This window comes from Mucilaginibacter celer, assembly GCF_003576455.2.
GTDB lineage: Bacteria > Bacteroidota > Bacteroidia > Sphingobacteriales > Sphingobacteriaceae > Mucilaginibacter > Mucilaginibacter celer.
In genome coordinates this window covers 3,982,479-4,008,993 of sequence record NZ_CP032869.1, presented here as the reverse complement: position 1 = coordinate 4,008,993, position 26,515 = coordinate 3,982,479, and the positions used below count along the sequence as shown (strand labels likewise).

22 protein-coding genes are annotated in these 26,515 nt (G+C 44.0%); 12 read left to right on the top strand and 10 right to left on the bottom strand.

Features of this window, described 5'->3' with window-relative positions; genetic code table 11:
* Window positions 1–6: 6 nt before the first annotated feature.
* Together HYN43_RS16080 and HYN43_RS16075 are read left to right on the top strand one after the other, a co-directional pair.
* Window positions 7–1,134, top strand: a complete 1,128-nt coding sequence (locus HYN43_RS16080) for an acyltransferase family protein (RefSeq protein ID WP_119410318.1) — start codon at window positions 7–9, stop codon at window positions 1,132–1,134.
* Window positions 1,135–1,338: 204 nt separating this feature from the next.
* Entirely contained in the window at window positions 1,339–4,563 is a 3,225-nt protein-coding gene (locus HYN43_RS16075; protein ID WP_119410317.1) for a GH92 family glycosyl hydrolase, read from the top strand.
* A gap of 61 nt (window positions 4,564–4,624) precedes the next feature.
* Here the strand turns inward: HYN43_RS16075 and HYN43_RS16070 are convergent, their stop codons facing one another.
* Window positions 4,625–4,840: a hypothetical protein gene (locus tag HYN43_RS16070; RefSeq protein WP_119410316.1), complete on the bottom strand. Its 216-nt coding sequence runs from the start codon at window positions 4,838–4,840 to the stop codon at window positions 4,625–4,627.
* A 230-nt stretch (window positions 4,841–5,070) separates the two neighbouring features.
* Here HYN43_RS16070 and HYN43_RS16065 point away from each other — a divergent pair, with 230 nt between their 5' ends.
* Window positions 5,071–6,594: a glycoside hydrolase family 32 protein gene (locus HYN43_RS16065; protein ID WP_119410315.1), complete on the top strand. Its 1,524-nt coding sequence runs from the start codon at window positions 5,071–5,073 to the stop codon at window positions 6,592–6,594.
* Between the two features lie 134 nt (window positions 6,595–6,728).
* On the opposite strand, the gene HYN43_RS16060 is transcribed toward HYN43_RS16065, so the two are convergent.
* The 3 genes from HYN43_RS16060 to HYN43_RS16050 form a co-directional block, all read right to left on the bottom strand.
* Complete coding sequence (locus HYN43_RS16060; RefSeq protein ID WP_119410314.1) at window positions 6,729–8,213, bottom strand: RagB/SusD family nutrient uptake outer membrane protein; 1,485 nt, start codon at window positions 8,211–8,213, stop codon at window positions 6,729–6,731.
* 10 nt (window positions 8,214–8,223) lie between these two features.
* Window positions 8,224–11,520, bottom strand: a complete 3,297-nt coding sequence (locus HYN43_RS16055; protein ID WP_162996520.1) for a TonB-dependent receptor — start codon at window positions 11,518–11,520, stop codon at window positions 8,224–8,226.
* Window positions 11,521–11,711: 191 nt separating this feature from the next.
* Window positions 11,712–12,863, bottom strand: coding sequence for a FecR family protein (locus HYN43_RS16050; protein WP_119410312.1), 1,152 nt, complete (start codon window positions 12,861–12,863; stop codon window positions 11,712–11,714).
* Window positions 12,864–13,019: 156 nt separating this feature from the next.
* On the opposite strand from HYN43_RS16050, the gene HYN43_RS16045 reads away from it, so the two are divergent.
* Complete coding sequence (locus HYN43_RS16045) at window positions 13,020–13,607, top strand: RNA polymerase sigma-70 factor (RefSeq protein WP_119410311.1); 588 nt, start codon at window positions 13,020–13,022, stop codon at window positions 13,605–13,607.
* Window positions 13,608–13,844: 237 nt separating this feature from the next.
* Window positions 13,845–15,698, top strand: a complete 1,854-nt coding sequence (locus HYN43_RS16040; RefSeq protein WP_162996519.1) for an alpha-1,3-galactosidase-related protein — start codon at window positions 13,845–13,847, stop codon at window positions 15,696–15,698.
* Between the two features lie 167 nt (window positions 15,699–15,865).
* On the opposite strand, the gene HYN43_RS16035 is transcribed toward HYN43_RS16040, so the two are convergent.
* The gene (locus tag HYN43_RS16035; protein WP_119410309.1) at window positions 15,866–17,110 is read right to left on the bottom strand and encodes a hypothetical protein; all 1,245 of its coding nucleotides are present in this window, start codon (window positions 17,108–17,110) and stop codon (window positions 15,866–15,868) included.
* A gap of 243 nt (window positions 17,111–17,353) precedes the next feature.
* On the opposite strand from HYN43_RS16035, the gene HYN43_RS16030 reads away from it, so the two are divergent.
* The 6 genes from HYN43_RS16030 to HYN43_RS16005 all read left to right on the top strand — a co-directional run bounded on the left by HYN43_RS16030 (window position 17,354) and on the right by HYN43_RS16005 (window position 21,280).
* Window positions 17,354–17,683 (top strand): ArsR/SmtB family transcription factor, encoded by a 330-nt coding sequence (locus HYN43_RS16030; protein ID WP_119410308.1) that lies wholly within the window; start codon window positions 17,354–17,356, stop codon window positions 17,681–17,683.
* Between the two features lies 1 nt (window position 17,684).
* Window positions 17,685–18,152 carry an SRPBCC domain-containing protein gene (locus tag HYN43_RS16025; RefSeq protein WP_119410307.1) on the top strand — a complete coding sequence of 156 codons (468 nt, stop codon included), beginning with the start codon at window positions 17,685–17,687 and terminating at the stop codon, window positions 18,150–18,152.
* Window positions 18,153–18,158: 6 nt separating this feature from the next.
* Window positions 18,159–18,542: a DoxX family protein gene (locus HYN43_RS16020; RefSeq protein WP_119410306.1), complete on the top strand. Its 384-nt coding sequence runs from the start codon at window positions 18,159–18,161 to the stop codon at window positions 18,540–18,542.
* Window positions 18,543–18,552: 10 nt separating this feature from the next.
* Window positions 18,553–19,110 (top strand): DUF4256 domain-containing protein, encoded by a 558-nt coding sequence (locus tag HYN43_RS16015; RefSeq protein ID WP_205589783.1) that lies wholly within the window; start codon window positions 18,553–18,555, stop codon window positions 19,108–19,110.
* 11 nt (window positions 19,111–19,121) lie between these two features.
* Window positions 19,122–19,706 (top strand): YdeI/OmpD-associated family protein, encoded by a 585-nt coding sequence (locus HYN43_RS16010; protein ID WP_342633806.1) that lies wholly within the window; start codon window positions 19,122–19,124, stop codon window positions 19,704–19,706.
* A gap of 188 nt (window positions 19,707–19,894) precedes the next feature.
* Window positions 19,895–21,280 (top strand): right-handed parallel beta-helix repeat-containing protein, encoded by a 1,386-nt coding sequence (locus HYN43_RS16005; protein WP_119410304.1) that lies wholly within the window; start codon window positions 19,895–19,897, stop codon window positions 21,278–21,280.
* Between the two features lie 84 nt (window positions 21,281–21,364).
* Here HYN43_RS16005 and HYN43_RS16000 read toward each other — a convergent pair whose 3' ends face one another.
* From HYN43_RS16000 to HYN43_RS15985, 4 genes are all read right to left on the bottom strand, one after another.
* Complete coding sequence (locus HYN43_RS16000; protein ID WP_205589782.1) at window positions 21,365–22,378, bottom strand: proline iminopeptidase-family hydrolase; 1,014 nt, start codon at window positions 22,376–22,378, stop codon at window positions 21,365–21,367.
* A gap of 200 nt (window positions 22,379–22,578) precedes the next feature.
* Window positions 22,579–22,974 (bottom strand): GlcG/HbpS family heme-binding protein, encoded by a 396-nt coding sequence (locus HYN43_RS15995; RefSeq protein ID WP_119410303.1) that lies wholly within the window; start codon window positions 22,972–22,974, stop codon window positions 22,579–22,581.
* Window positions 22,975–23,164: 190 nt separating this feature from the next.
* Window positions 23,165–23,899 (bottom strand): SDR family oxidoreductase, encoded by a 735-nt coding sequence (locus HYN43_RS15990; protein ID WP_119410302.1) that lies wholly within the window; start codon window positions 23,897–23,899, stop codon window positions 23,165–23,167.
* A 72-nt stretch (window positions 23,900–23,971) separates the two neighbouring features.
* Window positions 23,972–25,339, bottom strand: coding sequence for an NAD-dependent succinate-semialdehyde dehydrogenase (locus tag HYN43_RS15985; protein ID WP_119410301.1), 1,368 nt, complete (start codon window positions 25,337–25,339; stop codon window positions 23,972–23,974).
* A gap of 330 nt (window positions 25,340–25,669) precedes the next feature.
* Here HYN43_RS15985 and HYN43_RS15980 point away from each other — a divergent pair, with 330 nt between their 5' ends.
* Window positions 25,670–26,047 carry a hypothetical protein gene (locus tag HYN43_RS15980; protein WP_162996518.1) on the top strand — a complete coding sequence of 126 codons (378 nt, stop codon included), beginning with the start codon at window positions 25,670–25,672 and terminating at the stop codon, window positions 26,045–26,047.
* A gap of 2 nt (window positions 26,048–26,049) precedes the next feature.
* Here the strand turns inward: HYN43_RS15980 and HYN43_RS15975 are convergent, their stop codons facing one another.
* Window positions 26,050–26,481 carry an SRPBCC family protein gene (locus tag HYN43_RS15975; RefSeq protein WP_119410299.1) on the bottom strand — a complete coding sequence of 144 codons (432 nt, stop codon included), beginning with the start codon at window positions 26,479–26,481 and terminating at the stop codon, window positions 26,050–26,052.
* Between the last annotated feature and the right edge of the window lie 34 nt (window positions 26,482–26,515).

Below are 26,515 nucleotides of genomic sequence, written 5' to 3'. Positions count from 1 at the left end.
TAAAACATGGCAATAGCAACAGAACGCTTTACGGCATTGGATATTTTCAGGGGGATGACCATCTGTTTCATGATCATTGTTAACGCCCCCGGCTCTGGCGCAACGGTATGGGCTCCGCTTGATCATGCGGCTTGGTTTGGTTTTACACCTACCGATCTGGTTTTCCCGTCGTTTTTATTCGCGGTGGGTAATGCCCTGAGTTTCTCGAAAAAGAAATTTGAAACAGACGCAGCTTTTATCACTAAGATACTGAAACGCACAGCGATCATTTTTCTGTTGGGTTACCTGATGTATTGGTTCCCGTTTTTCCATCGCACGGCCGATGGATGGGCTTTTAACCCCTTAAGCCATACCCGCATTATGGGGGTTTTGCAACGCATTGCACTTTGTTATTTTTTTGGCGCGCTGATAGTTCATTACTGTAGCCAGAAAACAGCGGTATTGATTTCAGTGGTATTACTTTTAGGCTATTGGTTATTCCTGGTGATGTTTGGCGAATTGGGCAAAGAGTTTACCATGCTGGGCAATGCAGGCACAAAGCTGGATATCGCGATAATGGGTAACGATCATTTATACCACGATAAAGGCGGACCGATAGCTTTTGATCCCGAAGGTTTGCTGAGCACACTCACCGGTATTGTGAACGTGATAGGCGGCTTTTTAGCAGGCGCATTCATCCAGCGCAAAGGCAAAACTTACGAAACTGTAGCCAAACTGTTCATCTTCGGTGGTTTGCTGATCGTATCGGCATTATTCTTCGGCCAGTTTTTCCCGATAGCTAAAAAATTGTGGACCAGCACTTTTTCGCTGCTTACTATCGGCATCGATTTGGCGATACTCGGTTTGCTGATTTTTATTATTGAGATAGAAAAAGTAAAGAATGGTACTAATTTCTTCCTCATCCTGGGGCGTAACTCGTTAGCTATTTATTTGCTATCGGAGTTGCTGCTAACCGTATTACAAACCATTTGGGTAGCCCCGCAGCTAAGTTTTTACGATTGGATAAACCAGGTGTTTTATCAGCGGATATTTCCCGGTCCGCTGGGGACGTTGGTGTTTGCCATTTGTTATATGATGCTGTGCTGGGCCGTTGCTTATGTGTTGGATAAGAAGAAGATTTATATAAAGATATAGTTTTTAATATAGGTTAAAGCGAGGGATTGTGCGATTCCCTCCCTTGGGAGGGTGTAGGGAGGGGTTTCTACGATATGCCTGATCAAATGGCATCGCGAATAAACCCCTCCCTGCCACCGCATCGCCAACCGCACCCCTCCAAAGGGAGGGAATTAAAAAAACGCCGCTTTCGGTGTACCGATGTATTCTTAATAAGAAACTGATTTGAAAAAGCATCTTCCTCTAATTTTAATAGCCATTTTATCGCTGATATTAAGCGATAGTGTTATCGCCCAGCAAGCTAATCACCTGCGCTATGTCAACCCCTTCATCGGCACCGGAAAAAGCAATGTATTCACCAAATGGGGCAGCGAAGGCGGTACATACCCCGGCGCGGTTGTTCCATCAGGCTTTATCCAACTAAGCCCTGAAACGCGCACCGGCAAAGGCTATAATTATGCCGATACCAGCATCTGCTACTTCAGCTGCTTCAGGCACATGAGCGGTTTCCCGGAGGGCTCGGCAGGAAGTTTTCATATTATGCCGGTTAATCCGGAAGCAGGTATTTATGATCGAAAGTTCTCTCATGCCAATGAAACAGTCTCTCCCGGGTATTATAAAGTGGCTTTTAATGAGATAACAATCGAGGCTACTACAACTGCAAGATCTGGCTTATTTCGTTTTACGTTTGCAGCAGGTGTAACCCCAATGATTTTTATTTCGGATGCCGGCGAAATTTCCGGGGTAAACAATCGTGTATTGCATGCCTCAAACCACCATACCGTTATCAATTTTACCGGGCCTTTCACCGATAAAAAGCAGGTTAAAGATGGCTGGCTCTTCACTTTCAAATCAACCCCTGGCAATGTTATCGGTCTTAAAATAAGTGCTTCATCAGTAGATTATGCCGGTGCACAAAAAAATATCGATGCAGAAACAGGCGCGGCATCCTTTGACGAAATTCATGCCCGTGCAGAGCGTGAATGGCTCCAAAAACTTGCGGTAGTTGATGTTAACGACAGCAACGAGCAAAACAAAACCGTTTTCTATACCGCGCTATACCATTCGCTTTTAATACCCTGGGTTATTGATGATGCTGATGGCAGGTACAGGGGCGCCGATGGCAGTGTTCATCAAAAATCGGGAGCCGATCAGTACGGCGCTTTTTCTCCATGGGATACGTTTCGCTCGCTGCATCCTTTATTAACGTTGCTTTATCCCGATAAGCAGAAGGATGTGATATTATCCATGCTGGATATCTACAGGCAAACAGGCCACTTGCCTACCGAATCCATGACCGGCAACCACGCTATTCCTATTATTGTTGATAGCTATTTAAAAGGTATTACCGGTTTCGATAAGCAACTGGCTTACACGGCCATGAAAAAAAGCATTTTAGAATCTCCGTTTGTGCAACCGGATATGGAGGTATACAATCAAAAAGGATACATCCCCTTCACCCGTTCCGAATCAGTTACCCGCACGGTAGAGTATGCTTATGACGATTGGGCTTTATCGCAATTTGCAAAGGATGTGATGCACAATGATAAAGATTACAAGCTGCTGCAGGCCAGGGGCCTTAATTATCGCAATCTGCTCAATATTGATCAGTTGTTAATGTTGCCCCGCAGTGATGCTGAGTTTAAGCTAAATCCGGGAATGTCGGGTTATAAGGAGGGGGATAAATGGGTGTATTCCTATTTCGGTCCGCATAACGCCAAAGATCTGATTAACATCACAGGTGGAAACGCACGGTTCATAGCCCGGTTGGATTCGGCGCTTGCTGATGCTATCCCGTTTGATAATGAAACGGTATTTCATATACCTTACCTGTTTAACCAGGCCGGCAAACCATCATTAACCCAAAAATGGCTGCGCGAAATTATGCTGCAACGTTTTGGTAACAGCCCCGGCGGTTTACCGGGAAATGATGATCTGGGCTCAACATCAAGCTGGTACATGTTTAGCGCGATGGGTATTTACCCGGTTTGCCCCGGCAGGCCGTATTATGCCATTGGAGCACCTTTGTTTAAATCGGTTACGCTGCACCTGCCTAAAGGAAAGACGTTTACCATTAATGCTAATAATTCATCGTTAGAGAATAATTATGTAAAAGATTTGAAAGTTAATGGTAAATCTTGGCAGCAGTTAATTATACCACATCGGTTGATTGCTTCGGGGGGATTGTTAGCTTTTGATATGGCTGATAAGCCAACCCAATGGCCTGTTGATAAAAATCCGGGTGTGTTATCCGAAACTAAGCAAAGTCCACAATTTAAAATTCTTAGTTACACTTTATCAACCAAAAACATCAGAGTAAATGAGCCTTTCACCATTCATTTTTCAATCAAAAACACTGGTGCTGCAGGCGTTAAAATAGTAAGATTGCTGGTAGATGACAAACCTTATGCCTATAAAAACTGCATGGTAGCTTCGGGCGAGGTAAAAAAAGATTCGATAATCTGTCGTCTTTATCCATTAGGTAAAACGACGTTGATGCTGGAAGGGATGCCCTTTATAAATATTGAGGTGAAACAAGCATTAAATCCACCTTCGCATCCGTTTAAAGTTTCTGAATTGAGTATTATACAGATGCTTAGGTTAAACGAGCAGCAGCAGATAACTTACAGCGTGCAAAATATAGGGGGTGTTAAGCAAGTTTTTCAAATCCCGGTAACCCGGAACGATGAACTGCTTTTTACAGACACAGTTGAATTATTGCCGGGTGAAAAGAAACTGATAAAACATTCAATTGAAGGTATATCAATTGGCTTTCAAAACATATTGATCGGAGGAGAGAAATCTATTTACAAAGTTTATAAGGATAACCTTGCTTCGTTATTGCTTGATCTTTCACCGGTAGCTTATGTTCCTGATAAATTACTAAAAGATGGATCTGGTTATCAAAATAATGCGCACATCATCGCGCCTGTAAATGTAGCGGACAAACTAACTTTCGGTGAAAATACTTTTGTAGAAGTGCCTAACGCGCCATCTCTCGATAATATGGGCGAAACCTTAACCATGATGGGCTGGGTTTATCCAACCGGTAACGAAGCCGGATTGGTTGATATGATTACCAAAGGCGATAGCCACGTGTTACAGGTAAGCGATCATAAAACCCTTACTTTTTTTGCCGGTGGCTGGGGCAGAGGCGATTGTACCGTTAACCTGCCTGCCGGTTGGAACAATAAATGGCATCACATTGCCGGCGTGTGTGCAGGTAAAACGCTGTATTTATATATAGATGGGGTATTAGCGGGTAAAACGGTAGTTGAAACTTCGGCTAATTTATCCAATAACAACAAATGGACTTTGGGACGGAATGAAGAGTTTCCGTCCGAGCGTGTTTTTCATGGCTACATGGATAAGGTTAAGGTTTTTAAAGAGCCTTTAACAGCTGATGAGATCAAAGGGATTGTGGATAGTGAAGGTAGTGATTTGAAATAGACTGCTCGTTGCCAATGGCTACCGCAAGCGTCCTCCCCCTTGCGGCAGTTGTGAAAGTATCCTATGGCTGGGATAACACCGTTGCAACAACCGAATCAATCAGTTCCTGCGACATTTGCATAACATTAGCCGATGCATTCCGCCATTTTTCGCCTTGCTTGCGCAAAGTGTAAGGCGTGCTGTACATCGTGATCTTGATCTTCTCAGGTGTTTGCTCTACAACATAAAAATAAAAGATCCGGGTCTCTAACTGTGCTGCTAATCTTTCGGTGCTCATCGTGGGGCGAAGATAAAACATCTTATTGGGATACGATAAAGGATTAAAAAACTTACAGAACGTTAATTGGAAGCCTGTGGTAATCAAAACTCTTAATTAATATTTCTATTACAGCCGTGCGCATTGATGAAAATAAATGTCCATCCCACAATAAAAAAATACAGTAAAGGATGGCATTATCCGATAAGGCTTGTAATTTGCATCGAAATTATAAACCTGCTGAATTTACCATGAACAAAGCTAAATCAATTTACCTCGCATTGATGGCATTAACGTGCAACGCATTCGCCCAGGATAAAGCGCCGGTACCAACTCCGCACTGGCGACCGGCATATCATTTTACCCCAGCCAAAAACTGGACTAACGACCCCAACGGCCTGATATTTTTAAACGGCGAGTTTAACCTCTATTACCAGCACAACCCCTTCGAAAACAAATGGGGCCACATGAGCTGGGGGCACGCCACCAGTAAAGACCTCATCAGCTGGAAACATCTGCCGGTTGCTATCCCCGAGGTAATCAGTCATGATACCACCACCTGGATCTACTCAGGTTCGGCGGTGCTGGATGTTAAAAATACGAGTGGCTTTGGCATAAATGGTAAGCCTCCGCTGGTAGCTGTTTTTACTGCCGATCAGCCTAATCAGAAAAAAGAATCACAGTTTATAGCTTACAGTAATGATGGCGGTTTAAGCTTTAAGCAATATGCCAAAAATCCGGTCATCGATCTCCATATGCGCGATTTTCGCGACCCTAATGTTTTCTGGTATGAGCCAACTAAACAATGGGTGATGACCGTATCGATGGTGGATGACCACATGGTACGCTTTTACGGTTCTAAAAATCTGAAAGACTGGACTAAGCTAAGTGATTTCGGCCCGGCAGGTTACACCAAAAATGGTTGGGAATGTCCATCATTATTGCCATTAGTGGTTGATGGTGACCAGAAAAATATCAAGTGGGTATTGTTTGTATCCTTAGGCGGCGAGCATGGTCCGTTGATCCAATACTTTGTAGGCGATTTTGATGGTACCACGTTTACCAGCATCACCGATAAAAGTAAAGTAATGAAAGTTGATTATGGTGATGCTTTTTACGCCGCTATTGCCTGGCGCGATGCTCCCGAAAATAAAAAGATACTGTTAGGTTGGTTGCAAAACGGCAGGCAGGAAACTTATCCTTGGAAAGGACAGATGTCCATCCCACATGATTTATCACTAAAAACTACCGATGAAGGTTTGGTGCTTAACCAATTGCCCTCGGTATTTGTAACCCGTTCGCTATCAAAATATGCCAATGGTAAGCCTATTGAGAAAAAGAATGTGGCGGTAACTGATAAAGGATTGAAGCTGCCAACCAATAGTAACGCTTATTGGATAGATGCTGAAATTGATCTTAAAAACGCCAAAAAAGCGGGTCTTAATGTAGTTGAAAAACCCGGTACCGATAAAAAGGTAAGGGTAGGCTACGACATTGAAAAACAGGAACTGTTTGTTGATTGCACTACGTCCGAAAAAAATAATAAATCGCCGGAGAATCTGTTGCAAACAGCGCCCATGAATATTACCGGCGGGGTGCTTAAAATAAAAGTTTTGGTTGATGGCTCATCGCTCGAGGTTTTTGGTAACGATGGCGAAAAAGTGATCTCAACGATGATTTATCCTGATCAGGATGCTACCGGGGTATCTGCTTTTGCTGATGGTGAGGCGGTGATTAAGAGTTTGAAGATGTGGGGTTTGAAAGGAAAGAGTTAGGAACTCTCAAAAACGTCATTGCGAGGCACGAAGCAATCCCCGACTTTACAGGGCCGATTTGCATAGCCGCTTTGCATATCGGGGATTGCTTCGTGCCTCGCAATGACGTTGTTATATAACTATTCGTGTTAGGATCAATACCCCTCGTTCTGTATCAAATTGGGTTTATTCCTATCCACTTCCGATTGTGGCAATGGCCAAAAATCAAAGTTGTCTTTGTAAATGGTTTTGGTAGCCGGGATCAGCGGGTTTTGGATAAAGCCGTTCAGCTTATCTTTAGCAATCCCCCAGCGGCGCATATCAAAATAACGCAAACCTTCCAACGCAAACTCAACGCGGCGTTCATGTCTTATCTTATCGCGCATGGCAGCTTGCGATAAACCTGAAGCTAAAGCAGGCATATTCACACCCGGACGTGACCTTACTTCATTAACCTGTTTGTAAACGCTTGCATCCGGACCGGCTACTTCGTTTTGTGCTTCGGCATACATCAGCTTAATATCGGCAAACCTTATCCATACATAATCCTGGTCGTCAAGTAAACCAGGTTGCGGGTTGGTGATTTTTGGATCGAGCCATTTTTTTGATGGATAGAAACCTTCTGTCCAGTTATTAACGCCGGGCTTGCCAACAGTTTGGGTGTAAGGCCAGCCATCTGCGGGGGTATCGCCGGGGAAGAAGAACGTCATTTTTTTACGCGGATCGTTAGCCTCATACTCATTGATCATATCCTGGGTACCTTGCAAGTCAACATAACCTGGCAGGATCAGGATCATGGTCAACGCATCCGGGTGAGGAACAGTAGGCGCGCTATACTGCACCGAAAACATAATCTCCGGACTGCTTTTCTGATCGGGCTTATAAAAATTGCCCGAGTAGTTATCATTCAGCGAAAATAAACCGCCATCAATAATGGTTTTGGCCATAGCTGCCGCTTCGGTGTATTTCTTTTCAAACATCAGTACCCGGGTCATTAACCCCTGTGCCGAACCTTTAACCGCATGACCGGTAGTATATTTTTGATTGGGTAAACCGGCTATCGCGTTATTCAGGTCGCTTTCGATCTGTTTCAAAATATCCGTTCTTGGCGATTTACTTACTTTCTGCTTAAAATCCGACGTAATAGGATCGGCAGTTAACAAGGGAACATTACCATAAGTTTCGGCTAATAAAAAGTAGCTGAAGGCACGGATAAAATAAGCCTCGGCTTTGTATTGGGTCAACTTATCGCCGGTAAGCACCTTATCAACATTAGCCAAAAAAGTATTGGTAGATGCGATGCTTTTATAAGCGTTAATGTATAAGCTGTTATTGCCATCGCCCACAAAACCACCGCTTGATGGGGTTAAGCCTGCTACCAGCGCCTGCTGCGCGCCGGCCTGGTTGTTTTGCGTGTACGAATCGTCGCTAAAATTTTCGTACCACATGGGGGCGTAGGTTGCTATCTGTCCGCTACGGGCGTATAGGGTGGTATACATGCCGGTAAGGGCCAGGTCGGCATCGGCAGAGGTTTTCCAGAAATTTAAGTTCGATAATTTATCGGGAGGTGTAACATCCAGTTTTTTACATGAAGTAATACCGGCCACCGTTGCTATAAATATGATGATATATTTTTTCATTGTTTACTGATTAAAATTGAACGGATGCACCAAATGAGAAGGTCCTGTTTTGCGGATATCCGGCAAAGCCATACCAGGCATCAGGCCTGTAGTTGATGTCCTGCCTTTCGGGGTCGGCACCTTGTTTAAGCGGGGTAAACAGCGCCAGGTTATCAACCGAAGTGTACACACGCAGCGATTTTACGCCGGGAATCAGGTTCTTTTTGAAAGTGTAGCCAACCTGTACGTTTTTAACGCGCATAAAACTTGCGCTGTACAGGTGGAAGGTTGATTGTACGCTGGTAATTTTAGGATAGCCATAAAAACCCATATAAATTTTAGGCATGGTGGTAGATGGGTTTGTCGGTGTCCAGCGGTTCAGCCAGTCGGTTGTTGGCATGGCACCTTGCGCAAACGGGTCAACACCCCATTTGTACAGGAAAAGTTTAGCACCGTACGATCCGTATAACTGTACGCTCGCATCAAAATTGCCCCAGGTTGCACCCATGGTGTATGAGTACTCAAATTTAGGGTACTGGCCGGGAATGATGCTGCGGTCGTTAGCGTCCACTTTACCATCGCCGTTGATGTCTTTATACCTGATATCGCCGGGAGTTGGCGCACCACCAAGGGTTGATTGATCGGGCGCGGCGTTGATCTCGGCCTGGCTTTGAAAAATGCCCTGCATGGTGTACAGGTAAAACGAGTTGATAGGATAGCCGTTTTGCATAATGGTTTGCTGATCGGGACCGCCTACCTCCGGCGAGCCAAATTGTACCAGTTTGTTGCGGTACATCTGGAAATTGGCGGTGGCATAGTAGCTGAATTTTTCGTTAACGCGATCCTGGTAGTGCAGGCTAAGCTCAATACCTTTATTGCTTACCGCTCCGTTGTTAACGGTAGGAGCATTAACACCCAACGCCAGCGGCACCTGCGAACTTCTTAAAATATCGTAGGTGTATTTATTAAACCAGTCGAAAGTGAAGCTAAGCTTATTATTAAAAGCCGAGAGATCGAGGCCGATATCCGTCATCCGGGTTGATTCCCAGGTAAGCTTGGGATCTACGAGTTGATTAGCCTGGAAACCACTCGAAATTGAACCGTTAAAAGCATATACGCTTTGTACCAGGGTAGGTTGGTAAGGATAGTTACCGATGTTCTGGTTACCTAACACACCCCACGATCCCCTGATCTTCAAATCGTTTAACCAGGTTACGTTTTTCAGAAAATTCTCTTTCGAGATCCTCCAACCGGCCGAGAACGATTCGTATAAACCCCAGCGCGAATTGCTTGGCAAACGTGATGTACCGTCGTAACGCATGCTGGCACCTAACAGGTACTTATCATCAAAATTGTAGTTGGCATTACCGTAAAACGAGCTGATGGCCCATTGCGATGAGGTGCCGTTGTTTTGTAAGCCGTTTAATGATCCGGCATCAATTTCCTGCAAATCATTGGTAGGGTAGTTGGTACGGAACGCGCCTAAATTGCTGTAATGGTCAACTTCCTGCTGCGCACCGCCCAAAATGGTTAAATCGTGCTTGCCGAACAGTTTGTGAAAGTTTAACTGGCTATAAACGGTTGAGTGCGATTCGTCTTCTTCAGAAGATTTAAGACCCGGCGTACCCACATCGCTGTTGCGATAATACGACAGATCGCTGTACAAATACATCGGCACAACAGGCGTAAAAGTTTTTGATTTTACCAGGTTGAAGCTGATGCCCGCACGGTTTTCCCATTTCAATGCATCAAAAATCTGTACATCTAACGAGATATTGCCCTGCCCGTAATAGTTAGGGTTATGGGTTTGAATTTGCGAAGCCAGTACCGGGTTTTTGTTACCCAACTCTTTATCATAAGCTTTGGTTATCCATAAACCGTCGGCAGTTTGGGCCGGGTAAAGTGGTGATTGGGCTAAGGTAGAAATGTAAAGGTCGGTAGCGTTGTTAAACGGATAATTTCTGTCGCCATAACGCAGCTGGAAGTTTGTTCCTAAAGTTACCCTTTTATTGATTTTTGAGTTTAAACCCAGATCCAACGTATATTTTTTGTACTCAAAACCGCGCATGGTACCGGGCTGGTTGGTGAGGCCCAGGCCAATGCTGTAAGTAGTGGCTTCGTTACCACCGCTTAGGTTAAGGTAATGGTTTTGCACGGTGGCGGTGCTAAACATATCTTTCAGCCAATCGTGGTTGGGGTATTTTACCCGGTCGGTAGCGTTTTTATAAAGGTCGATCTGTGCCTGCGTATAAATAGGGGCGTTGCCCGAGTTGGCTTCGGCCTCGTTTAGTAATTCCATAAACGTTGCCGAGTTGGTGATGAGTTTAGGTAACCTTGTAGGAGTGGCAAAGCCAACATTGTAGTTATAACTCAGGCTTAAAGCGCCTGCTTTACCTTTTTTAGTTTTGATAACCAATACGCCATTGGCACCGCGCGAACCGTAAATGGTGGCCGCCGCCGCATCTTTCAGTACCGTGGCCGATTCGATATCATTTGGGTTGATAATGCCCAGGTTACCCGGAATACCATCAACAATTACCAACGGATCGTTACCGGCACCGCTAAAAGTACCCACGCCGCGGATACGTAACTGCACATTTTCGTTACCCGGTTCGGCCGAGTTTTGAATTACCGAGAGGCCCGGTAACTGGCCTTGCAATAAAGCAGTTGGATCGGTAGCTACCCTTTTGGTAATTTCCTCGCCTTTAACAGATACGATGGCACTGGTTAGGGTGTGTTTGCTTTGGGTGCTGTAACCTGTTACCACTACCTCGCCCAGGCTTTTTTTATCCTCGGCCAGCGTAACGTTTATCTCGGTTTTGCTGCCTACAGGTACTTCCTGTTTCACAAAACCTACAAAGCTGAAAACCAGCACCGCGTTATCATCAGGTACGTTTATGCTGTAAGTGCCATCACTTTTGCTGATAGTGCCGGTTTGGGTGCCTTTTACCTGCACGTTTACCCCGGGGAAAGGCTGGCCTTTTTCATCAACAATTTTACCTTTTACGGCGATGGCAATGGGGGCCTCAGGTTCGGGCCTGGCCTTGATGGTGATGGTTTTTTTATTAACGAGATAAGTAAGCGGCTGGTTGGCGAAAATAATATCCAGCGCTTTTTTAATATCCACATTTTTAAGCGATAACGAAACCGGCGTGGCCGAGTTCATTATAGTGGAGCTGTAAATAAAATCGTAACCGCTTTGCAGCCGTAAATCGTAAAGCACATCCTCAAGCGATGCTTTCTGCACATCAAGGCTCACCTTTTGCGCGTAAGTTCTGGCGCTTACCTGCATGATCACCATCATGACCAGGGCACACGTTAATTTCATAATCCGGATAAATTTGAGCAGCGCATAGTGGTGCCGCCTGAACTTTGATTCAGTAAATATTTTATACATTTGAATGTCAGGTTTTAATTAATAATTGGTTGGTGCACAATCGGTAGTTGATTACCCCGGCATTAAATCAGGGGCGCGCCAACGCTCCTGATCTTTTTTTACAGGGTAACCGTAAGTAAGTGTTAATTCATTACGATTATCCTCCTTTCTTCAATTTTAAAGTGAACAAGTCCGGTTAATTCAAGTCCTTTTAATAATTCGGTTATCTCTTTATTTTTTGAGTAGATGCCGCCAAAGGTTTTGTGGGTGATATTGCCCTGGTATTCAACTTCAACATCATACCAGCGCGAAATCTGTTTCATAATATCGCGGATGTCGTTTTCCCTGAAAAGGAAATAACCCGTTTTCCAGGCTATCACCTGGTTTATATTAGCCTTGCGGGTAACAATGCCCTGGCCCGCGCCTGTAACCCCCTGCTGCCCCGGAACCAATAGGGCCGATGCGTTTTTGTTAGAGAGGCTTACCGAGCCTTCAAGCAGGGTGGTTTTGCTGTTTTTATCGTCATCATAAGCCTGCACGTTAAAATGAGTGCCCAATACCTTTACGTCAACATTGCCGGTATGCACGGTGAAAGGTTGGCGCGGGTTTTTGGTAACCTCAAAATAAGCTTCGCCGCTTAAAGTAACATTTCGGGTTGCGCCGGTAAAGGCTACCGGGTACGATAGGGAAGAGGCCGAGTTTAGCCAAACCATAGTACCATCGGGCAATTTAACGGTATACTGGCCGCCGCGCGGTACCGAAATAGTGTTCATTGCCGCCTGGGCCGCAGGTTGATCGCCATTATTGCCGCTGTATTCGATAAGTCCGTTAGCCAGTTTTTTAATAGCTGTTTTGCCTGATGTTGCCAATACCCCGTTTTGGGCAGAATCTAAAGTAATGGTTGAGCCATTGGCCAGGGTAAGCACCGCCGTGTTTTTACCCGGTTTAATTGGTATAAAAGGCGATTTTTTTTCAGAATTTACAGCTATGGTATTTTGAACCGGCTGTTTTTTTTGAAAGAAGAAAATACCTGAAACCAATACAATAACAGCAGCGGCAGCTATCCGGCTCCACATTTTGAAGGTGCGTCCTTGTTGTGGCTGTTCAGTCAGCGATTCGCGGATGCGGGCATAGATGCGGGCGCGTTTTTGTTTATCGGCGCCGTTGACGGGGCCGTTGCTGGTTTCAGGTAAGTGAAACTCGTCCTGGTATTCCATCAGTCTCGCTTCTTCTTCGGGAGTGCAGCGGCCCGAAGCAAACTTTTCGTACAATTCGATGTATTCTTCCGGTGTCATTATTGGTTGGGCCGCTATGGGATTGGGGCCTTTACTTATATAGTGTATCCCAAAGGAAGCCTACACACATACATTTGAAAAAGAAGTATCAAATTAAATTTATGTACGGTTGACATTTGCAAATGATAAATAATTTCTAATTTTATCGCACCAATCATGACCAACAAACTTACTGACAACGAATTATGGGCCGCCGTTGTGTCGGATAGTTCCAGGGCTTTTGTGGTCCTGTACAACAGGTATTGGCATAAATTGTATCAAACGGCAAAAAAGTACCTGAAAGATGATACTGCTTCCGAAGAAATAGTTCACGATGTTTTTGTGGCCCTGTGGCAAAAAAGGCATACCTCAGGCATTATCGATTTTCAGAAATATATTTTGGTTACTGCCCGGTACCATGTTTACAAACAGATGCGTGTACTGGCAACCGAAATAGTTGAATACCGGGAGGAATTACCTGAATATCCGGCATTGGCAGTTGTTAGTGATGTTGATGTAAAACTTGGCTATGAAGATTTGCAAACCGAGCTGAGCAATGTGCTTAAACAATTACCGCGGCGCTGTCAGGAAATTTTCTGGATGAGCCGGGTGGAGAATTTGAGTAATGATGAGATAGCGGAAAGGCTTCATATTTCTAAACGTACGGTGGAGAATCAGATCACCATCGCTTTGAAGTTTTTGCGGTCCTGGTACCCGCAGTATAGCGGGGTTGCGGTTTCGTTGCTGTTTCTCTTTGTTTTTTGATTGAATGCTTTTTTCTTGCGCTCATCTGTGATGAGTGCTTAACGTGGGCTTACATTTGCAACGTAAGAAAAAAAACGCGTTACAAACGCGAGCCCAGGTTAAGCGCTCGTTGCAAACGAGCGCAAGGTATACATGTGGTAGGCGCATGTAATCCGACTCTGCAAAAATGAATTTTAAAATCACTGTGTGTAAAGCTTCTCTCATCTACACTATATATTCGTAACCTGAATGTATACCATGAGAAACCTCGCCCTGAAAAGCCTCGCAGTTTTGTGCTTAATGCTGATAAGTAACTTATTACAAGCCCGAAACAAACCGGCCGACTATATTTCAATCAAAGCCCGCCGCACATCCCCGGGCAATCAAACGTATTTTATCGACCCGGTAAAAGGCAACGATCAAAACAACGGAAAAAGCAAAATCAAAGCCTGGAAAACTTTTGTGCCTGTAAACCGACTTATTTTATCGCCGGGTGATGATGTTTCTGTGCTATCACCGGGCGATTTCCACGAATCGATGGCTGTGGTTGCCCGCGGCTCGTCTTCAAAACCGGTAAACATTAAATTCGCGCCGGGTAAATATAATTTTTTCCCGGATGGGGCTTTTAAAACGCAGTTGCAAATCTCTAATACCAACGATGTTCCTTATGGTTTAAAAGCCATCGCCCTGATGGTTGATAGCAGCAGGTTTGTTAATGTAGCAAGCGCAGGAGCCTTAATTAACCTGCGGGGTAAAATGATTGAAACTTATGTCAATCATAGCAACAACATCAAGCTATGTGGTTTAAGTTACGATTACCACCGGCCAACAGTTTCCGAGCTTACAGTAACCCAGTTGGCAGTAAATTATGCCGATGTGCGGGTTAACAAGGGCGACGAATTTGCTGTTAAGGATAGCGTACTCACCTGGATAGGCGAAGGCTGGAGTTACCAACCCGATGGGTATTGGCAGCAATATAACCCTGCCACGCGGGAACTTGAAAGGATTGAAATAGAGCAGCAACAGCTCCGCTACGTAAATACCAGCGAAAACCAATTGCGCATCTACTTTAAACAAAACCCCGGTTTTAAAACAGGCCTGACATATCAAAACCGTGATGTAACCCGTGATTGTGCGGGCATTTTTATTCAGAAAAGTAAAAATATCAGTTTCAACCATGTGCGTATTTATTTTATGCACGGCATGGGGGTAGTGAGCCAGTTTAGCCAAAACTTAACTTTTAACCACGTTAGTGTAAAGGCCCGTGCCGGGCGTACCTGTGCGGCCTGGGCGGATATCCTGCATTTTTCGGGCTGCAGCGGTAAAATAGAAGTGGCTAACAGTTACCTCTCGGCAGCTAATGATGATGCGATCAATATCCATGGCACATTTTTAAAAATCACTGAGCGACTTTCTTCAACCGAAGTGAAAGTGAAATTTATGCATAATCAAACCTATGGCTTCGATGCCTTTTCGGCTGGCGATAGTGTTGGCATGGTAAACCCGGCAAGCCTGCTTACTTATCAAAGCAACAAACTGTTATTGGTACAAAAACTTAATGATAAAGAGTTTATGTTAAAGCTGAGCAAGCCCTTGCCTGTCGAAATGCAAACCGGCGATGTAATAGAAAACGTAACCGCTACCCCACAGGTATGGATCCACCACGATACCATCGAAAAAATACCAACCCGTGGCATCCTGCTAACCACCTTGCGAAAAAGTATAATTGAGCACAACGTATTCAATCGTACGCACAACAGTGCCATCTGGATAAATGATGATGCTTCCGGCTGGTATGAATCTGGAGCGGTGAGGGATGTAACTATCCGTAATAACCGGTTTTTTGAATGTGGGGGACCGGTGATTGGCACCTTACCGGAAACTAAAGTGCCGGTTAAAAAGGCAGTACATTCGGGGATTAAAATTCTTAATAACAAGGCTGTTATAAAGGAAGGTTTGTTTTTAAGTGCTTCTGCTAATTCGGGGTTACGGGTTACAGGTAACCATGTAAAATCAAAAGTTCCGGTTAAAAATTTTGATGCTTTGATGAGTATTAAAGATTGTTTTGACTTGCCGAAAGGTGGGTTTAAGGGGAATGTTTTGGGGGAGTGAAACGCAAAGAAGCAGGCTTTTTTAGATTCCCCTCTTGAGAGGGGGAGCGAAGGATAGCGGGGAGCAGGGGTGTGTTGCGCAAGCGATAATCCGTGCGCAGAAACACACCCCTCCGCCCCTCTCAAGAGGGGAATCGCACAATCCGCCCTGTATTTATTCGGATTCTCCTACCTAAACCCAAACACCAACGGAAACACAAACGTCACAATAACCACCCAAACAAAATAAACGGGGAGGTAAAATGAAATAGTTTTACCTACGCTGCCAATCTCTCCTTGTTTAAATGCCGCTTTAAAAAGCTGTAAAGTAACCAGCAACAGGTTAACCATAATCAAAACATTTGCCCCTAAAACGGCGGTACGGTTAGGCGAAAAACCCCACTCCGAAATGCGCAGCACAATAGCCGAAAGCGCTACCCCGTTAACCACAATAGTCACTACTGACAAGAGGAAAAGTATAAGGGTTTGAACTTTGCTTTTATTCCCCCCGGTTGATTCTGCCACCGAGAAAAAGATAATAGCCATAACCGCAAGCAGGACCCCATTAAATATCATTAAAAAATCGCGGTTGTTGTATGGGTTTTCGCGCGAGGTGATCATGGCAAAAAGGTAAATAACCAGGGTGATCAATACCAGCGGACAAAAGATTTTGGCAATTACCGGCGAGATTTTACCTACCAGCTGCGGGTTAGTTTGTGTAAGATAGGTAGCTATAATTGGGGCCGCGGCAAGGCCCATAATACCGATGTTTTGGGTGTAAAATTTTTCGATGTTGAAATGAATGAGCGAGAAAAGGCCAATGGTTACACCCGTCATGATAGCGCCTGCAATTACAATGAGGGCCGTCATTACCACTACATCGCCGTTAACTTTTAAAAAGCTGAGCCGTTTATCTGTATCGTTTTGCGCCCCGCCAACAAAAGCGAACCCTAAAACCGACCATAAAAACAAAACAAGATGAATGCATGATAAAATGAGGGTATCGCTTTTATTATTTTGGGGAAGTAAATTGATAAAAATGATCCCCAAAAAAACAGCACCTGCTGTAAAAGCTATTTTACTGGGTGATAATTTGTTTTTCCACGCAAAATAGCTTGTAAGCAAGGGGAAAATGATAAACCCGATGTTGCGCGAATAAAAAGTTTCCTGGTTGATGGATAAAATAGCCGGGAGTTTGGCAATTAAACCTGCGGTGAGCGCGGCCAGTATTACCAAAACTAATTCGCGGCTGCTACCCCAGCTAATTTCGTCGTTTTCGTAGTTCAGCCGCTCGTTCCAGAAATCGGCTAAGGCGTTTCCTTTCACATCGGGATAAAGTGATGCAAATTCTTTTTTAAAAGGCCCGCGGTTGCCGCGGTACATTTTTTCAAGGTATCCGGCATCGTTTAGGTGAGCTATGATCTGATCTCTCATGGATTTATATTTTAATTTTTTGGTTGGAATATCAAAAGATTGCAGTGAAAATTAAATCGACATAAAGGTATGTAAAAGAACTTTGTATTTCAAAGTAAATGATTGAGATTTTTTATTTCGATGTGGATTCATTTGTAAGTATGTGAGATATTGTTCCTTGAGGTGCTTGATCAATTTAAAAAATAAATAAAAATTTGCGTAGCTAAATAACTACATATATATTCGTAGTCAAATAGCTACACGATGAATTTACGACGCGACGTATTCCAGGCCATTGCCGATCCAACCCGCAGGGCCATCCTCACCCTGGTTGCCACCCAGGCTATGACAGCCGGGTTAATAGCCTCTAATTTTGATACCGCAAGGCCAACAGTTTCCAAACATTTGCAGATCCTCACCGAATGCGAATTACTGAAACAGGAGCAAAGCGGCCGGGAAATTTATTACCATATCAACGCAAAAAAAATGAAAGAAGTAGCCGATTTTATCGAACCGTTCCGCCAGATGTGGGATGAGCGCTTCAACAAGCTGGAAGCCATCATGAAACAATACCAATCAAAACAAACCGAATAATATGGAACTGAAAACCAAAATTACCGCCCAAACCGGCAAGCAGGACCTGCTCATCACCCGCGAATTTGACCTGCCGGTGGAACTGCTGTTTAAAGCCTACGCCGAACCCGAAATTGTGGAGCAATGGATGGGCACTAAAGTGCTGAAACTTGAAAACCAAAATCACGGCAGTTACCGCTTTGAAACTTCCGATCCGAAAGGAAACGTGGTATTCAAAGCCAACGGAACCATTCACGAGTTTACGCCTAACCAAAAGATAGTCCGCACTTTCGAAATGGAAAACGCACCTTTTCGCGCGCAACTGGAAATTTTGTCGTTCGAAAAACTTACTGATAATACCTGTAAGCTAAATATGCATTCTATATATCAATCGGCAGCTTTGAGGGATGAAATGTTGAAACTCCCTTTCGCACAGGGCATCAACTGGGCACATAACCGTTTACAAGAAGTTGTTAACAAATTAAAATAAACCATCATGAGCAAAAGAAATAAGATCATTTACTGGGTTGCCACCCTTTGGCTGGCTTTAGGAATGACATCTACAGGAGTAGTACAGCTGATAAAAATGAAAGAGGAAACTGCGTTGATGACACATTTAGGCTATCCTGCTTATTTGTTAACGATCATTGGCGTTTGGAAAATTTTAGGTGTAATAGTGGTGCTAATCCCTAAATTTACTTTGCTGAAAGAATGGGCTTATGCAGGCTTCTTCTTTGTGATGTTAGGCGCGGTGTTTTCGCATTTGGCTGTGGGCGATGGCGGGAAGGAGTTTTTCGGGCCAATATTGTTGATCGTGCTAACTATCATATCCTGGTATTTTAGGCCTGCCGACAGAAAAATCATTTCAGCAAACCAATAAAATAAACCTGATGAAAAAAGAACTTTCTACCGAGCAACGCGAGGAGTTGCTCGGTATACTGAAAACCCGTTTTGAAAAAAATAAACATCGCCATAAGGGTATTGAATGGGCTGATGTACTGGCAAATCTTAATGCTAATGCGGTGAAATTATGGTCGCTTAGCGAAATGGAAATAACCGGCGGCGAACCTGATGTTGTTGGTTATGATGCAAACACCGGCGAATACGTTTTTTGTGATTGTGCAGCTGAAAGCCCCAAAGGTCGCCGGAGCTATTGTTACGATCATGAAGCACTTGAGGCCCGAAAAGAACATAAACCTGCCAACAGCGCCGTAGCTGCGGCTGAAGATATGGGCATAGAGATGCTAACCGAAGAACAATATCGCGATTTGCAAAAGCTGGGCAAGTTTGATCTGAAAACATCAAGTTGGGTAAAAACTCCTGCCAATATCCGCAAACTTGGTGGAGCTATATTTTGCGATAGGAGGTATGATACCGTTTTTGTGTATCATAACGGTGCCGAATCATATTATGCAGCCAGAGGATTTCGTGGTGTGCTAAAAGTTTAAAATTAATAAAGATGATGATGAACCCCAAGGTTGATTTTTATTTCGCTAAATCTGAAAAATGGCGGCAGGAACTGGAGCAATTACGAATAATAGCGCTTGATTGCGGGTTAACCGAAGAATTAAAATGGGGATCGCCTTGCTATACGCTTGGCCAAAGTAATATTGTACTGATTCATGAATTTAAAGAGTACTGTGCCTTCCTGTTTTTTAAAGGTGCTTTGCTGAGTGATACTGATAACATCCTCATCCAACAATCAGAAAATGTACAGGCAGCCCGGCAAATCAGGTTTACCAATCTTGAGCAAATAACAGGCCTTGCCACCGTACTCAAAACCTATATTTACCAGGCTATTGAGGTTGAAAAAGCCGGGCTGAAAGTGGAGTTGAAAAAGACCACCGAATTTCTCGTGGCCGAAGAGTTTCAAACCAAATTGAATGAAATGCCGGCTTTAAAAATCGCGTTCGAAGCGCTTACACCGGGCCGGCAACGGGCCTATCTGTTGCATTTTTCGCAACCTAAACAATCCAAAACAAGGCAGGAAAGGGTTGAAAAATACATACCCCAAATTTTAATTGGTAAAGGTTTAGCTGATTAATTTGTGTTTGATTATCAGTTATTTAAATTGTTTTTGATGTGCTTTTTTAACCCTTGCAACCAGGGCCGTTTAACTTTTTAGCAACCCTGCATTCAAAAAAAACGTACAACCACAAGCTTTCTTAAATCGGAATGCCCTGAAAGATGATTTGAGTAAATAATGTGATACGTACTTTTTTTAATTGACAGATGGGAACTAAAAATTACTTAAATTATCTGATAGCCGGTACGCTGATGCTGTCAACTTTTGGGGCTTGCACCAAAAAAATTAACACGCTGGAGAAGCAGCCCTTAACCTCAACCATGGCCGATGATACCGCGCGGGTTGGGATGCATGTAGCCGCAGTATCCAATTTTACCTATACTGTTAAGCCTAACGAGTGGATGGTTGACGGTACAAATATCCCCGCGGGTGGCGTAGTATACATTCCGGCCGGCCGGAGAGGAGCGCTGCTGCTCAAGAATTTCAAGGGCACATTAACAGCTCCTATCATTGTGGTTAACCAGGGTGGTAAGGTTACTTTTTCAACAGATGTAACAGCTTCGTATGGCTTTAAAACCCAAAACTGCCGCTATTTTAAAGTGTTAGGCAATGGCGATCCGGCTGTTAAATATGGCTTTGAAGTAGAAGGCGGAAACATCGGCATGACGATGGACGACCTGAGTACCGACTTTGAGATAGGCTACTTTGATGTACACAACAGCGGTTTTGCCGGTATCATGGCCAAAACCGATCCAACCTGCGATCCTGCTACATGGCGCGGCCATTTTACCATGCGCAACGTGAATATTCATGATAATTATATTCACCAAACCGGTGGTGAAGGCATTTATATCGGAAACTCTTTTTATGAAGACGGCGTATCATCATCATGCGGAACAGTTTTACCGCACGATGTGGTAAACCTTAGGGTATTGCGCAACGTTACTGATTCAACAGGTTCAGAAGGGATCCAGGTAGGCAGCGCCACTTCGGGCTGCATTATTTATGGTAACAACGTAAATCACCCGGGTATATCTCCGTTTTCGGCTTACCAGGATAATGGCATACAAATAGGCGAGGGGACCGGCGGAAAATGCTACAATAACGTAGTTAAAAATGCGCCGGGCAATGGCATTATAGTTTTAGGTTTGGGCGATAACCTGGTATACAATAACTATATCCTCAACTCAAAATCGTACGGTATTTTTGCCGATTCGAGATATACACCTGGTCCTAATTTTCAGTTTATTAACAATACGGTGGTTGGTTCGCTTTTAGGCGGTATTAAATTAAATTCAGAAACCATCCCCATGAATACCGTTATCAACAATGCTTTTATACAACCGGCCGGAGTTCAGGCCATCATCAAAAAAAGCAGCGATGTTAAACTTACTGCCCTGAACAATTATGTGGGTACCAATGTAAACGATTGTAAGTTTTTAAACTATAATGGCGGGAATTTCCGTTTGCAGGCATCTTCGCCGTTTATTGATAAAGGAACCGATGTGGCTGTTTACGGTGTACAAATAGATTACTACGGTAAAGACCGCGACAATGGCGAGGGTGTTGACGTAGGTGCAACCGAATATTGATTAATATCTCTTAGATTCAATAAAAAAAGGCTGCATCATAAAACAACGATGCAGCTTTTTTTTGAACGGCATTATTTTACGATATTACTTCACATCAGGCTTAAATGTTGAACTATCAACATCTTTTAAGAAGCCTAAAAGCGCTGTAAAGTAATTTTGCTGATCATCATACATAGCCATGTGGCTGCCTTTAGGGCAAAGATATGTACGACTGTTTGGCAGCAACTGCCCTTCTTTTTTCATACTTACGGGGTTCATCTCGTCGTTCATACCGCCAAGCACCAGTGTAGGCACTTTAATTTGAGGTAACTTATCCCAAAATTCCCAGTTTTTAAAATTACCGGTTACATGAAATTCATCCACGCCCTGCATCTGGATGTATACATTATGATTGGCTTTTTTAAAGGCGCGCATCAGCGGCTCGGGCCAGTTGCTTACCGGGATCTGGCAAATCACTTTTGAATAAAGTTTATTCATCAGCAGATCATTATACTGTGGCGAATCATATTTTTTAAGCCTGTCGAGCGAATCGTAAACAGCAATGTCTCTTGCCGAAAAAAGCTTTTTCTTCAACTCGGCCGAGTAGCCGGTATAGTCCTTCATACCTGCCGTCATGTTTGATAGGATGGCACCCTTAACATGCGATTGATATTTGTGCAGGTACTCCATGGCCAGCAGGCCACCCCACGAGTGGCCGAAGATATAAAAGTTATCAAGCCCCAGTCCTTTTCGTACCTGTTCAACTTCTTCAACATACCGTGCAATGTTATAAAGTGAAGTGTCGGCAGGCGCATCCGAGTTTCCGCAACCTAACTGATCATAATAGTAAAACTCAATGCCTTCTTTAGGTAAAAAATCTTCAAAGCATTCCATGTAATCGTGCGAAAAACCGGGGCCGCCATGCAATAGCAATACTTTGATTTTTCCCTCTCCGATTTTTTTTGTCCATACATTGTACTTGCCATCAATGCTTATAAGTTTGTTCCCCCCGGTTTTTACCGTTGTGTCTGTGAGGGGTGTTGATGAACCGGCTTTTTTTTCGGGCGCGTTGCAGGCCAACATAAACGCGGCCGATAGCAGAATGAGTAGTTTCTTCATTAAATAAATGTATTTGTATAAGGGAAATTATACTTTCCCGGTTAAAGGCCGCGAAAATAAAAATGTTATTTAATTATAGTATTAATAATTGTGCTAATTGTTAATTAATATGGATGTGGGATAAGCCATCGTTATAACGGGAAAAGCCAATACCTGCATGGTCCTGAACCGAAAAATGAGATTGAACAGCTTGAAAGAAACTAAAGCGTATTTGCGGCGCTTGCAATTTCAAAATCCTGGGCAGGGCTACCGCCTGATATGCCGATGTAGGCCACAATGGTATCACCATCCCTAACCGGCATGCCACCCTGAAAGCCGATAAGCCCGCCGTTTGTATCTATCATGCCATAAGCCCGTGCTTCGGGGGCAAAATAGGTTTCGCCTACGGTTTCAGTATTGGCCCTGAAAAGCATGGCAGTTTTTGCTTTTTTGATAGCGATATCAATAGCGGCCAGGTAAGCATTATCCATGCGCTGAAATAATTTGATATAACCCGAGGTATCCATAATAACAATGTTTACGGGCATGGCTATTTCTGTAGCTTTTGCAATTGCGCGCTGCATTATGGTAAGCGCCTGTACGGATGTTATTTCCATAGCTTTGTTGGTTGTTTGTGATTTGATTAACGCAGGCCAATACCGGATGTACTGCGATATTGGCCTTTTTATTTTAATGGATAGCTCCGAAAAAGCTATCCATTTTTAATTGGGATGAGGTTGGTGGTTAACCGCTATTTTTAAGCTTGATGTTTTTGCAGATGTATGATTAAGCAGGGCATTGAAACGATTAAAAATCCTGCACCGTAGGCCTTAGTACAATTTCGTTAATGTCAACGTCGGCGGGTTGTTCAATAGCAAAAGCAATAGCTTTTGCAACAGTATCTGCCGGGATGGCTTTCTCATAAAACGCATTTACGTTTACAGCGCTTGCCGAATGTTTTGTGCTGTGTTTTAATTCCGAATCAACTGCTCCGGGTTCGATGGTTGTTGTACGGATGGTACCGCCTACTTCCTGGCGTAACCCGTCGCTTATCGCCCTTACGGCATACTTGGTACCGCTGTAAACCGTACCACCCGGACTAAAAACCTTAATCCCCGCAACCGACCCTAAATTGATAAAGTGGCCCGATTGCTGTTTTATAAAAATTGGCAGGGCCGCTGCAATGCCATACAACACACCTTTTATGTTGATATCAATCATGCTGTCCCATTCGTCGGTCCGCACTTCGGCCATAGGGGCAATGGGCATGATGCCGGCATTGTTAATAATTACATCAAGTTTTCCGTAAGTGCTTATCGCTTTATCAACCAGTGCCAGTACATCATCTTTTCGGGTTACATCAGTAACCTGGTAAACTGCTTTACCTCCGTTTGCAGTTATCTCGTTTACAATATCTTTCAAATTATCTTCACGCCGTGCACCCAATACTAACATGGCTCCTTTTTTTGCAAGGTATTTTGCTGTGGCTTCGCCCAGGCCGCTGCTGGCCCCGGTAATTACGATCACTTTATTTGCTATCATGATTTTCGCTTTAATAATGCTCTAAATGATGTGAATTTGCCGGATGAATAATTCCACCGGCAAATGATATTGTTACCTGATATAAACTGTTTTGATGTTTACAAATTCGCGGATACCAAATTCGCCCAGTTCCCGGCCATAGCCTGATGTTTTTACCCCGCCAAAAGGCAAACGCGGATCAGATTGTACGCGCTCATTAACATAGGATGAACCTGCCTGTAGTTCGGTAGCGGCTATACGTTCGCCCTTTGCCAAATCTTGGGTAAACACCGCCGAACCCAGGCCAAATACACTGTCGTTAGCAATCCTGATGGCGTCTTCTTCATCTTTTGCCGCTATAATTGATGCTACCGGGCCAAAAAGTTCTTCGTGATATGAGGGCACATCGCTGTTAACATTGGTTAAAATGGTTGCAGGATAAAATGCATTGTTTCCCGGTGGTATTTCACCGCCCAATATGCAAACCGCACCTTTCTCTACCGATCGTCGTACCTGGTCGTGAAGCTCATCACGAAGATCAGCCCTTGCCTGCGGACCGATTTCTGTAGCCGGGTCAAGCGGATCGCCCAGGCGTTTGGCCTTCATTTTTTCGAGCACCAGTTGGGTGAATTTTTCCAGTACAGGCTCTTCAACAATAAACCTTTTTGATGCAATACAGCTTTGCCCGCTGTTAATTAAGCGGCTGTTTACACAGGTTTGTGCCGCCAGTTCAAGGTCGGCATCGGCCAAAACAACATAGGCATCGCTGCCGCCCAGTTCAAGTACAGTTTTCTTAAGCATTTCGCCGGCTTTGCGGGCAACGCTTATCCCGGCCGCCGTACTGCCTGTTAAGGTAACGGCAATGATGCGCGGGTTTTCAATAACCTTTTCAACCATCGAACTGCTAATGAGCAGGGTTTGAAATACATTGGCCGGAAAACCTGCCGCAACAACCATTTCTTCAATAGCCAGCGCGCAGCCCGGCACGTTTGATGCATGTTTCAGTACACCACAGTTACCCGCAGCCAGTGCAGGCGCCAAAAACCGGAATACCTGCCACAGCGGAAAATTCCAGGGCATCACAGCCAGCACAATGCCAAGCGGCTGATAGGAAGCATAACTTTTACTTGCTCCGGATGAGAGGAGCTTATCGGCCAGGTGGGTTTCGGCAAACTGAGCATAGTATTCACAGCAAACGGCGCATTTTTCAACCTCAGCCGCGCCCTGAATTACTGGTTTGCCCATTTCGTTGGCCATCAGTTCGGCCAGTTGTTGTTTACGCTCGCGCAGTACACCGGCAAGTTCATATAAAAGTGCACGGCGCAAATCATGACCTGTTTTTCGCCACGAAAGCCAGGCCTGGTGTCCCTGCTCAATTTTTGCTGCTACCTGTTCGTCGTTAAGGGTAGCATACTCCTTAATTTGCTGCCCGTTGGCTGGGTTTATTGAAATAATGCTCATGGATTTTTGTGGTTTTTAGTTTTGCTTTTCAATTACTGGTTTACCGTTTTATTAGCTTATTACAGCCCCGCAACGGGTATAAAATGCCCGCTGCCACAGGCGGGATAACAGGAGTTCAAGTTCGGTTTAGTTGGGGCTTAAACGAAATAAGTTAAATTATATAAGGTATTAGTTATGTGATAAATTGCTTGGTTTTGAGTTGATTATACTTTTGGGATAGCTGTAGGTAATTGATAATAAGAGATGTTTATCTTTGAATAAAGCGCAGGAAAATGTGTTGCCGTTTTTGCGCTTATTGTATTTTACCCAACTAATCGCTTGCAATAACTAATGATGAAGAAGCCTATACCTTTTGATTTTCTGCTTGATTACCTGCCTCAGGGCATTATCATCAAGCCTGCAATCGGTATGTTTAATATTTATTTTGACAGAAAAATTGTGCTGATCTTTCGCAAAACAGGCAAAAATCCACAGCACAACGGTATTTGGATCTCGACCAGGCGGGAATATCATGAAGGTTTGATGGCAGCAATACCGGCTGTTAGTCAATTTGAGCTGGAAGAAAGTTTTGATACATCATGGCTGTTATTAAGCGACAGCCATGATGAGTTTGAGAATGCTGCGATACAGCTTTGCCAATTGGTGGTTAACAGGGATGAAAGGATAGGGAAGGTTACGCCCTTGAGTGCTGCTTTGTTTAGCCGGTAAGCTTATTTATCAGGAGTGCCTTCGCCTGTGGTGATCAGCTCATGCAGGCTGTTGAGGTAATATGTCCAGCCGCCGCTGCAGCCCTCGTAACATGCCAGTTGGGGTACAAGCCCTATATGTGTAAACTGCAGCGTAGTGTTACCATCGTTTTCGGCTATATCAAATACTATGATAGTGCCGTTCCATTCGGTTTTATCATCAACAAAATTAATGCTGCTATCGGTAGTTACCCAAACCACCTTTTTATCGGGTATAACTTCGGTTAAGCGGTGTTTGCTGTAGTGGATATCTTTATGGCGGTAAACAAACTCATCGCCCTGCTGTTTTGATTGGCCTTCAAGGCTCTCAGACCACCAGCCGCGTACATTGGTTACCGCGTTAAAAACCTGTTGTGGTGTTTGGGTAAAGGTAAATGATGTTTTAAAATCGTTCATGATTTAATTATCGATCTTTAAAGTGAAATGTTTT

Excerpts from the sequence above, each read along its gene's own strand:
- HYN43_RS16010 (WP_342633806.1), top strand. The coding sequence starts at position 19,122 with ATGATGATGAACCCCAAGGTTGATTTTTATTTCGCTAAATCTGAAAAA.
- HYN43_RS16050 (WP_119410312.1), bottom strand. The coding sequence starts at position 12,863 with ATGACACCGGAAGAATACATCGAATTGTACGAAAAGTTTGCTTCGGGC.
- HYN43_RS16025 (WP_119410307.1), top strand. The coding sequence starts at position 17,685 with ATGGAACTGAAAACCAAAATTACCGCCCAAACCGGCAAGCAGGACCTG.
- HYN43_RS16020 (WP_119410306.1), top strand. The coding sequence starts at position 18,159 with ATGAGCAAAAGAAATAAGATCATTTACTGGGTTGCCACCCTTTGGCTG.
- HYN43_RS16080 (WP_119410318.1), top strand. The coding sequence starts at position 7 with ATGGCAATAGCAACAGAACGCTTTACGGCATTGGATATTTTCAGGGGG.
- HYN43_RS16065 (WP_119410315.1), top strand. The coding sequence starts at position 5,071 with ATGAACAAAGCTAAATCAATTTACCTCGCATTGATGGCATTAACGTGC.
- HYN43_RS16030 (WP_119410308.1), top strand. The coding sequence starts at position 17,354 with ATGAATTTACGACGCGACGTATTCCAGGCCATTGCCGATCCAACCCGC.
- HYN43_RS16060 (WP_119410314.1), bottom strand. The coding sequence starts at position 8,213 with ATGAAAAAATATATCATCATATTTATAGCAACGGTGGCCGGTATTACT.
- HYN43_RS15985 (WP_119410301.1), bottom strand. The coding sequence starts at position 25,339 with ATGAGCATTATTTCAATAAACCCAGCCAACGGGCAGCAAATTAAGGAG.
- HYN43_RS16045 (WP_119410311.1), top strand. The coding sequence starts at position 13,020 with ATGACCAACAAACTTACTGACAACGAATTATGGGCCGCCGTTGTGTCG.
- HYN43_RS15980 (WP_162996518.1), top strand. The coding sequence starts at position 25,670 with ATGATGAAGAAGCCTATACCTTTTGATTTTCTGCTTGATTACCTGCCT.
- HYN43_RS16000 (WP_205589782.1), bottom strand. The coding sequence starts at position 22,378 with ATGAAGAAACTACTCATTCTGCTATCGGCCGCGTTTATGTTGGCCTGC.
- HYN43_RS16035 (WP_119410309.1), bottom strand. The coding sequence starts at position 17,110 with ATGAGAGATCAGATCATAGCTCACCTAAACGATGCCGGATACCTTGAA.
- HYN43_RS15995 (WP_119410303.1), bottom strand. The coding sequence starts at position 22,974 with ATGGAAATAACATCCGTACAGGCGCTTACCATAATGCAGCGCGCAATT.
- HYN43_RS16015 (WP_205589783.1), top strand. The coding sequence starts at position 18,553 with ATGAAAAAAGAACTTTCTACCGAGCAACGCGAGGAGTTGCTCGGTATA.
- HYN43_RS15975 (WP_119410299.1), bottom strand. The coding sequence starts at position 26,481 with ATGAACGATTTTAAAACATCATTTACCTTTACCCAAACACCACAACAG.
- HYN43_RS16055 (WP_162996520.1), bottom strand. The coding sequence starts at position 11,520 with ATGAAATTAACGTGTGCCCTGGTCATGATGGTGATCATGCAGGTAAGC.
- HYN43_RS16005 (WP_119410304.1), top strand. The coding sequence starts at position 19,895 with ATGGGAACTAAAAATTACTTAAATTATCTGATAGCCGGTACGCTGATG.
- HYN43_RS15990 (WP_119410302.1), bottom strand. The coding sequence starts at position 23,899 with ATGATAGCAAATAAAGTGATCGTAATTACCGGGGCCAGCAGCGGCCTG.
- HYN43_RS16040 (WP_162996519.1), top strand. The coding sequence starts at position 13,845 with ATGAGAAACCTCGCCCTGAAAAGCCTCGCAGTTTTGTGCTTAATGCTG.
- HYN43_RS16070 (WP_119410316.1), bottom strand. The coding sequence starts at position 4,840 with ATGAGCACCGAAAGATTAGCAGCACAGTTAGAGACCCGGATCTTTTAT.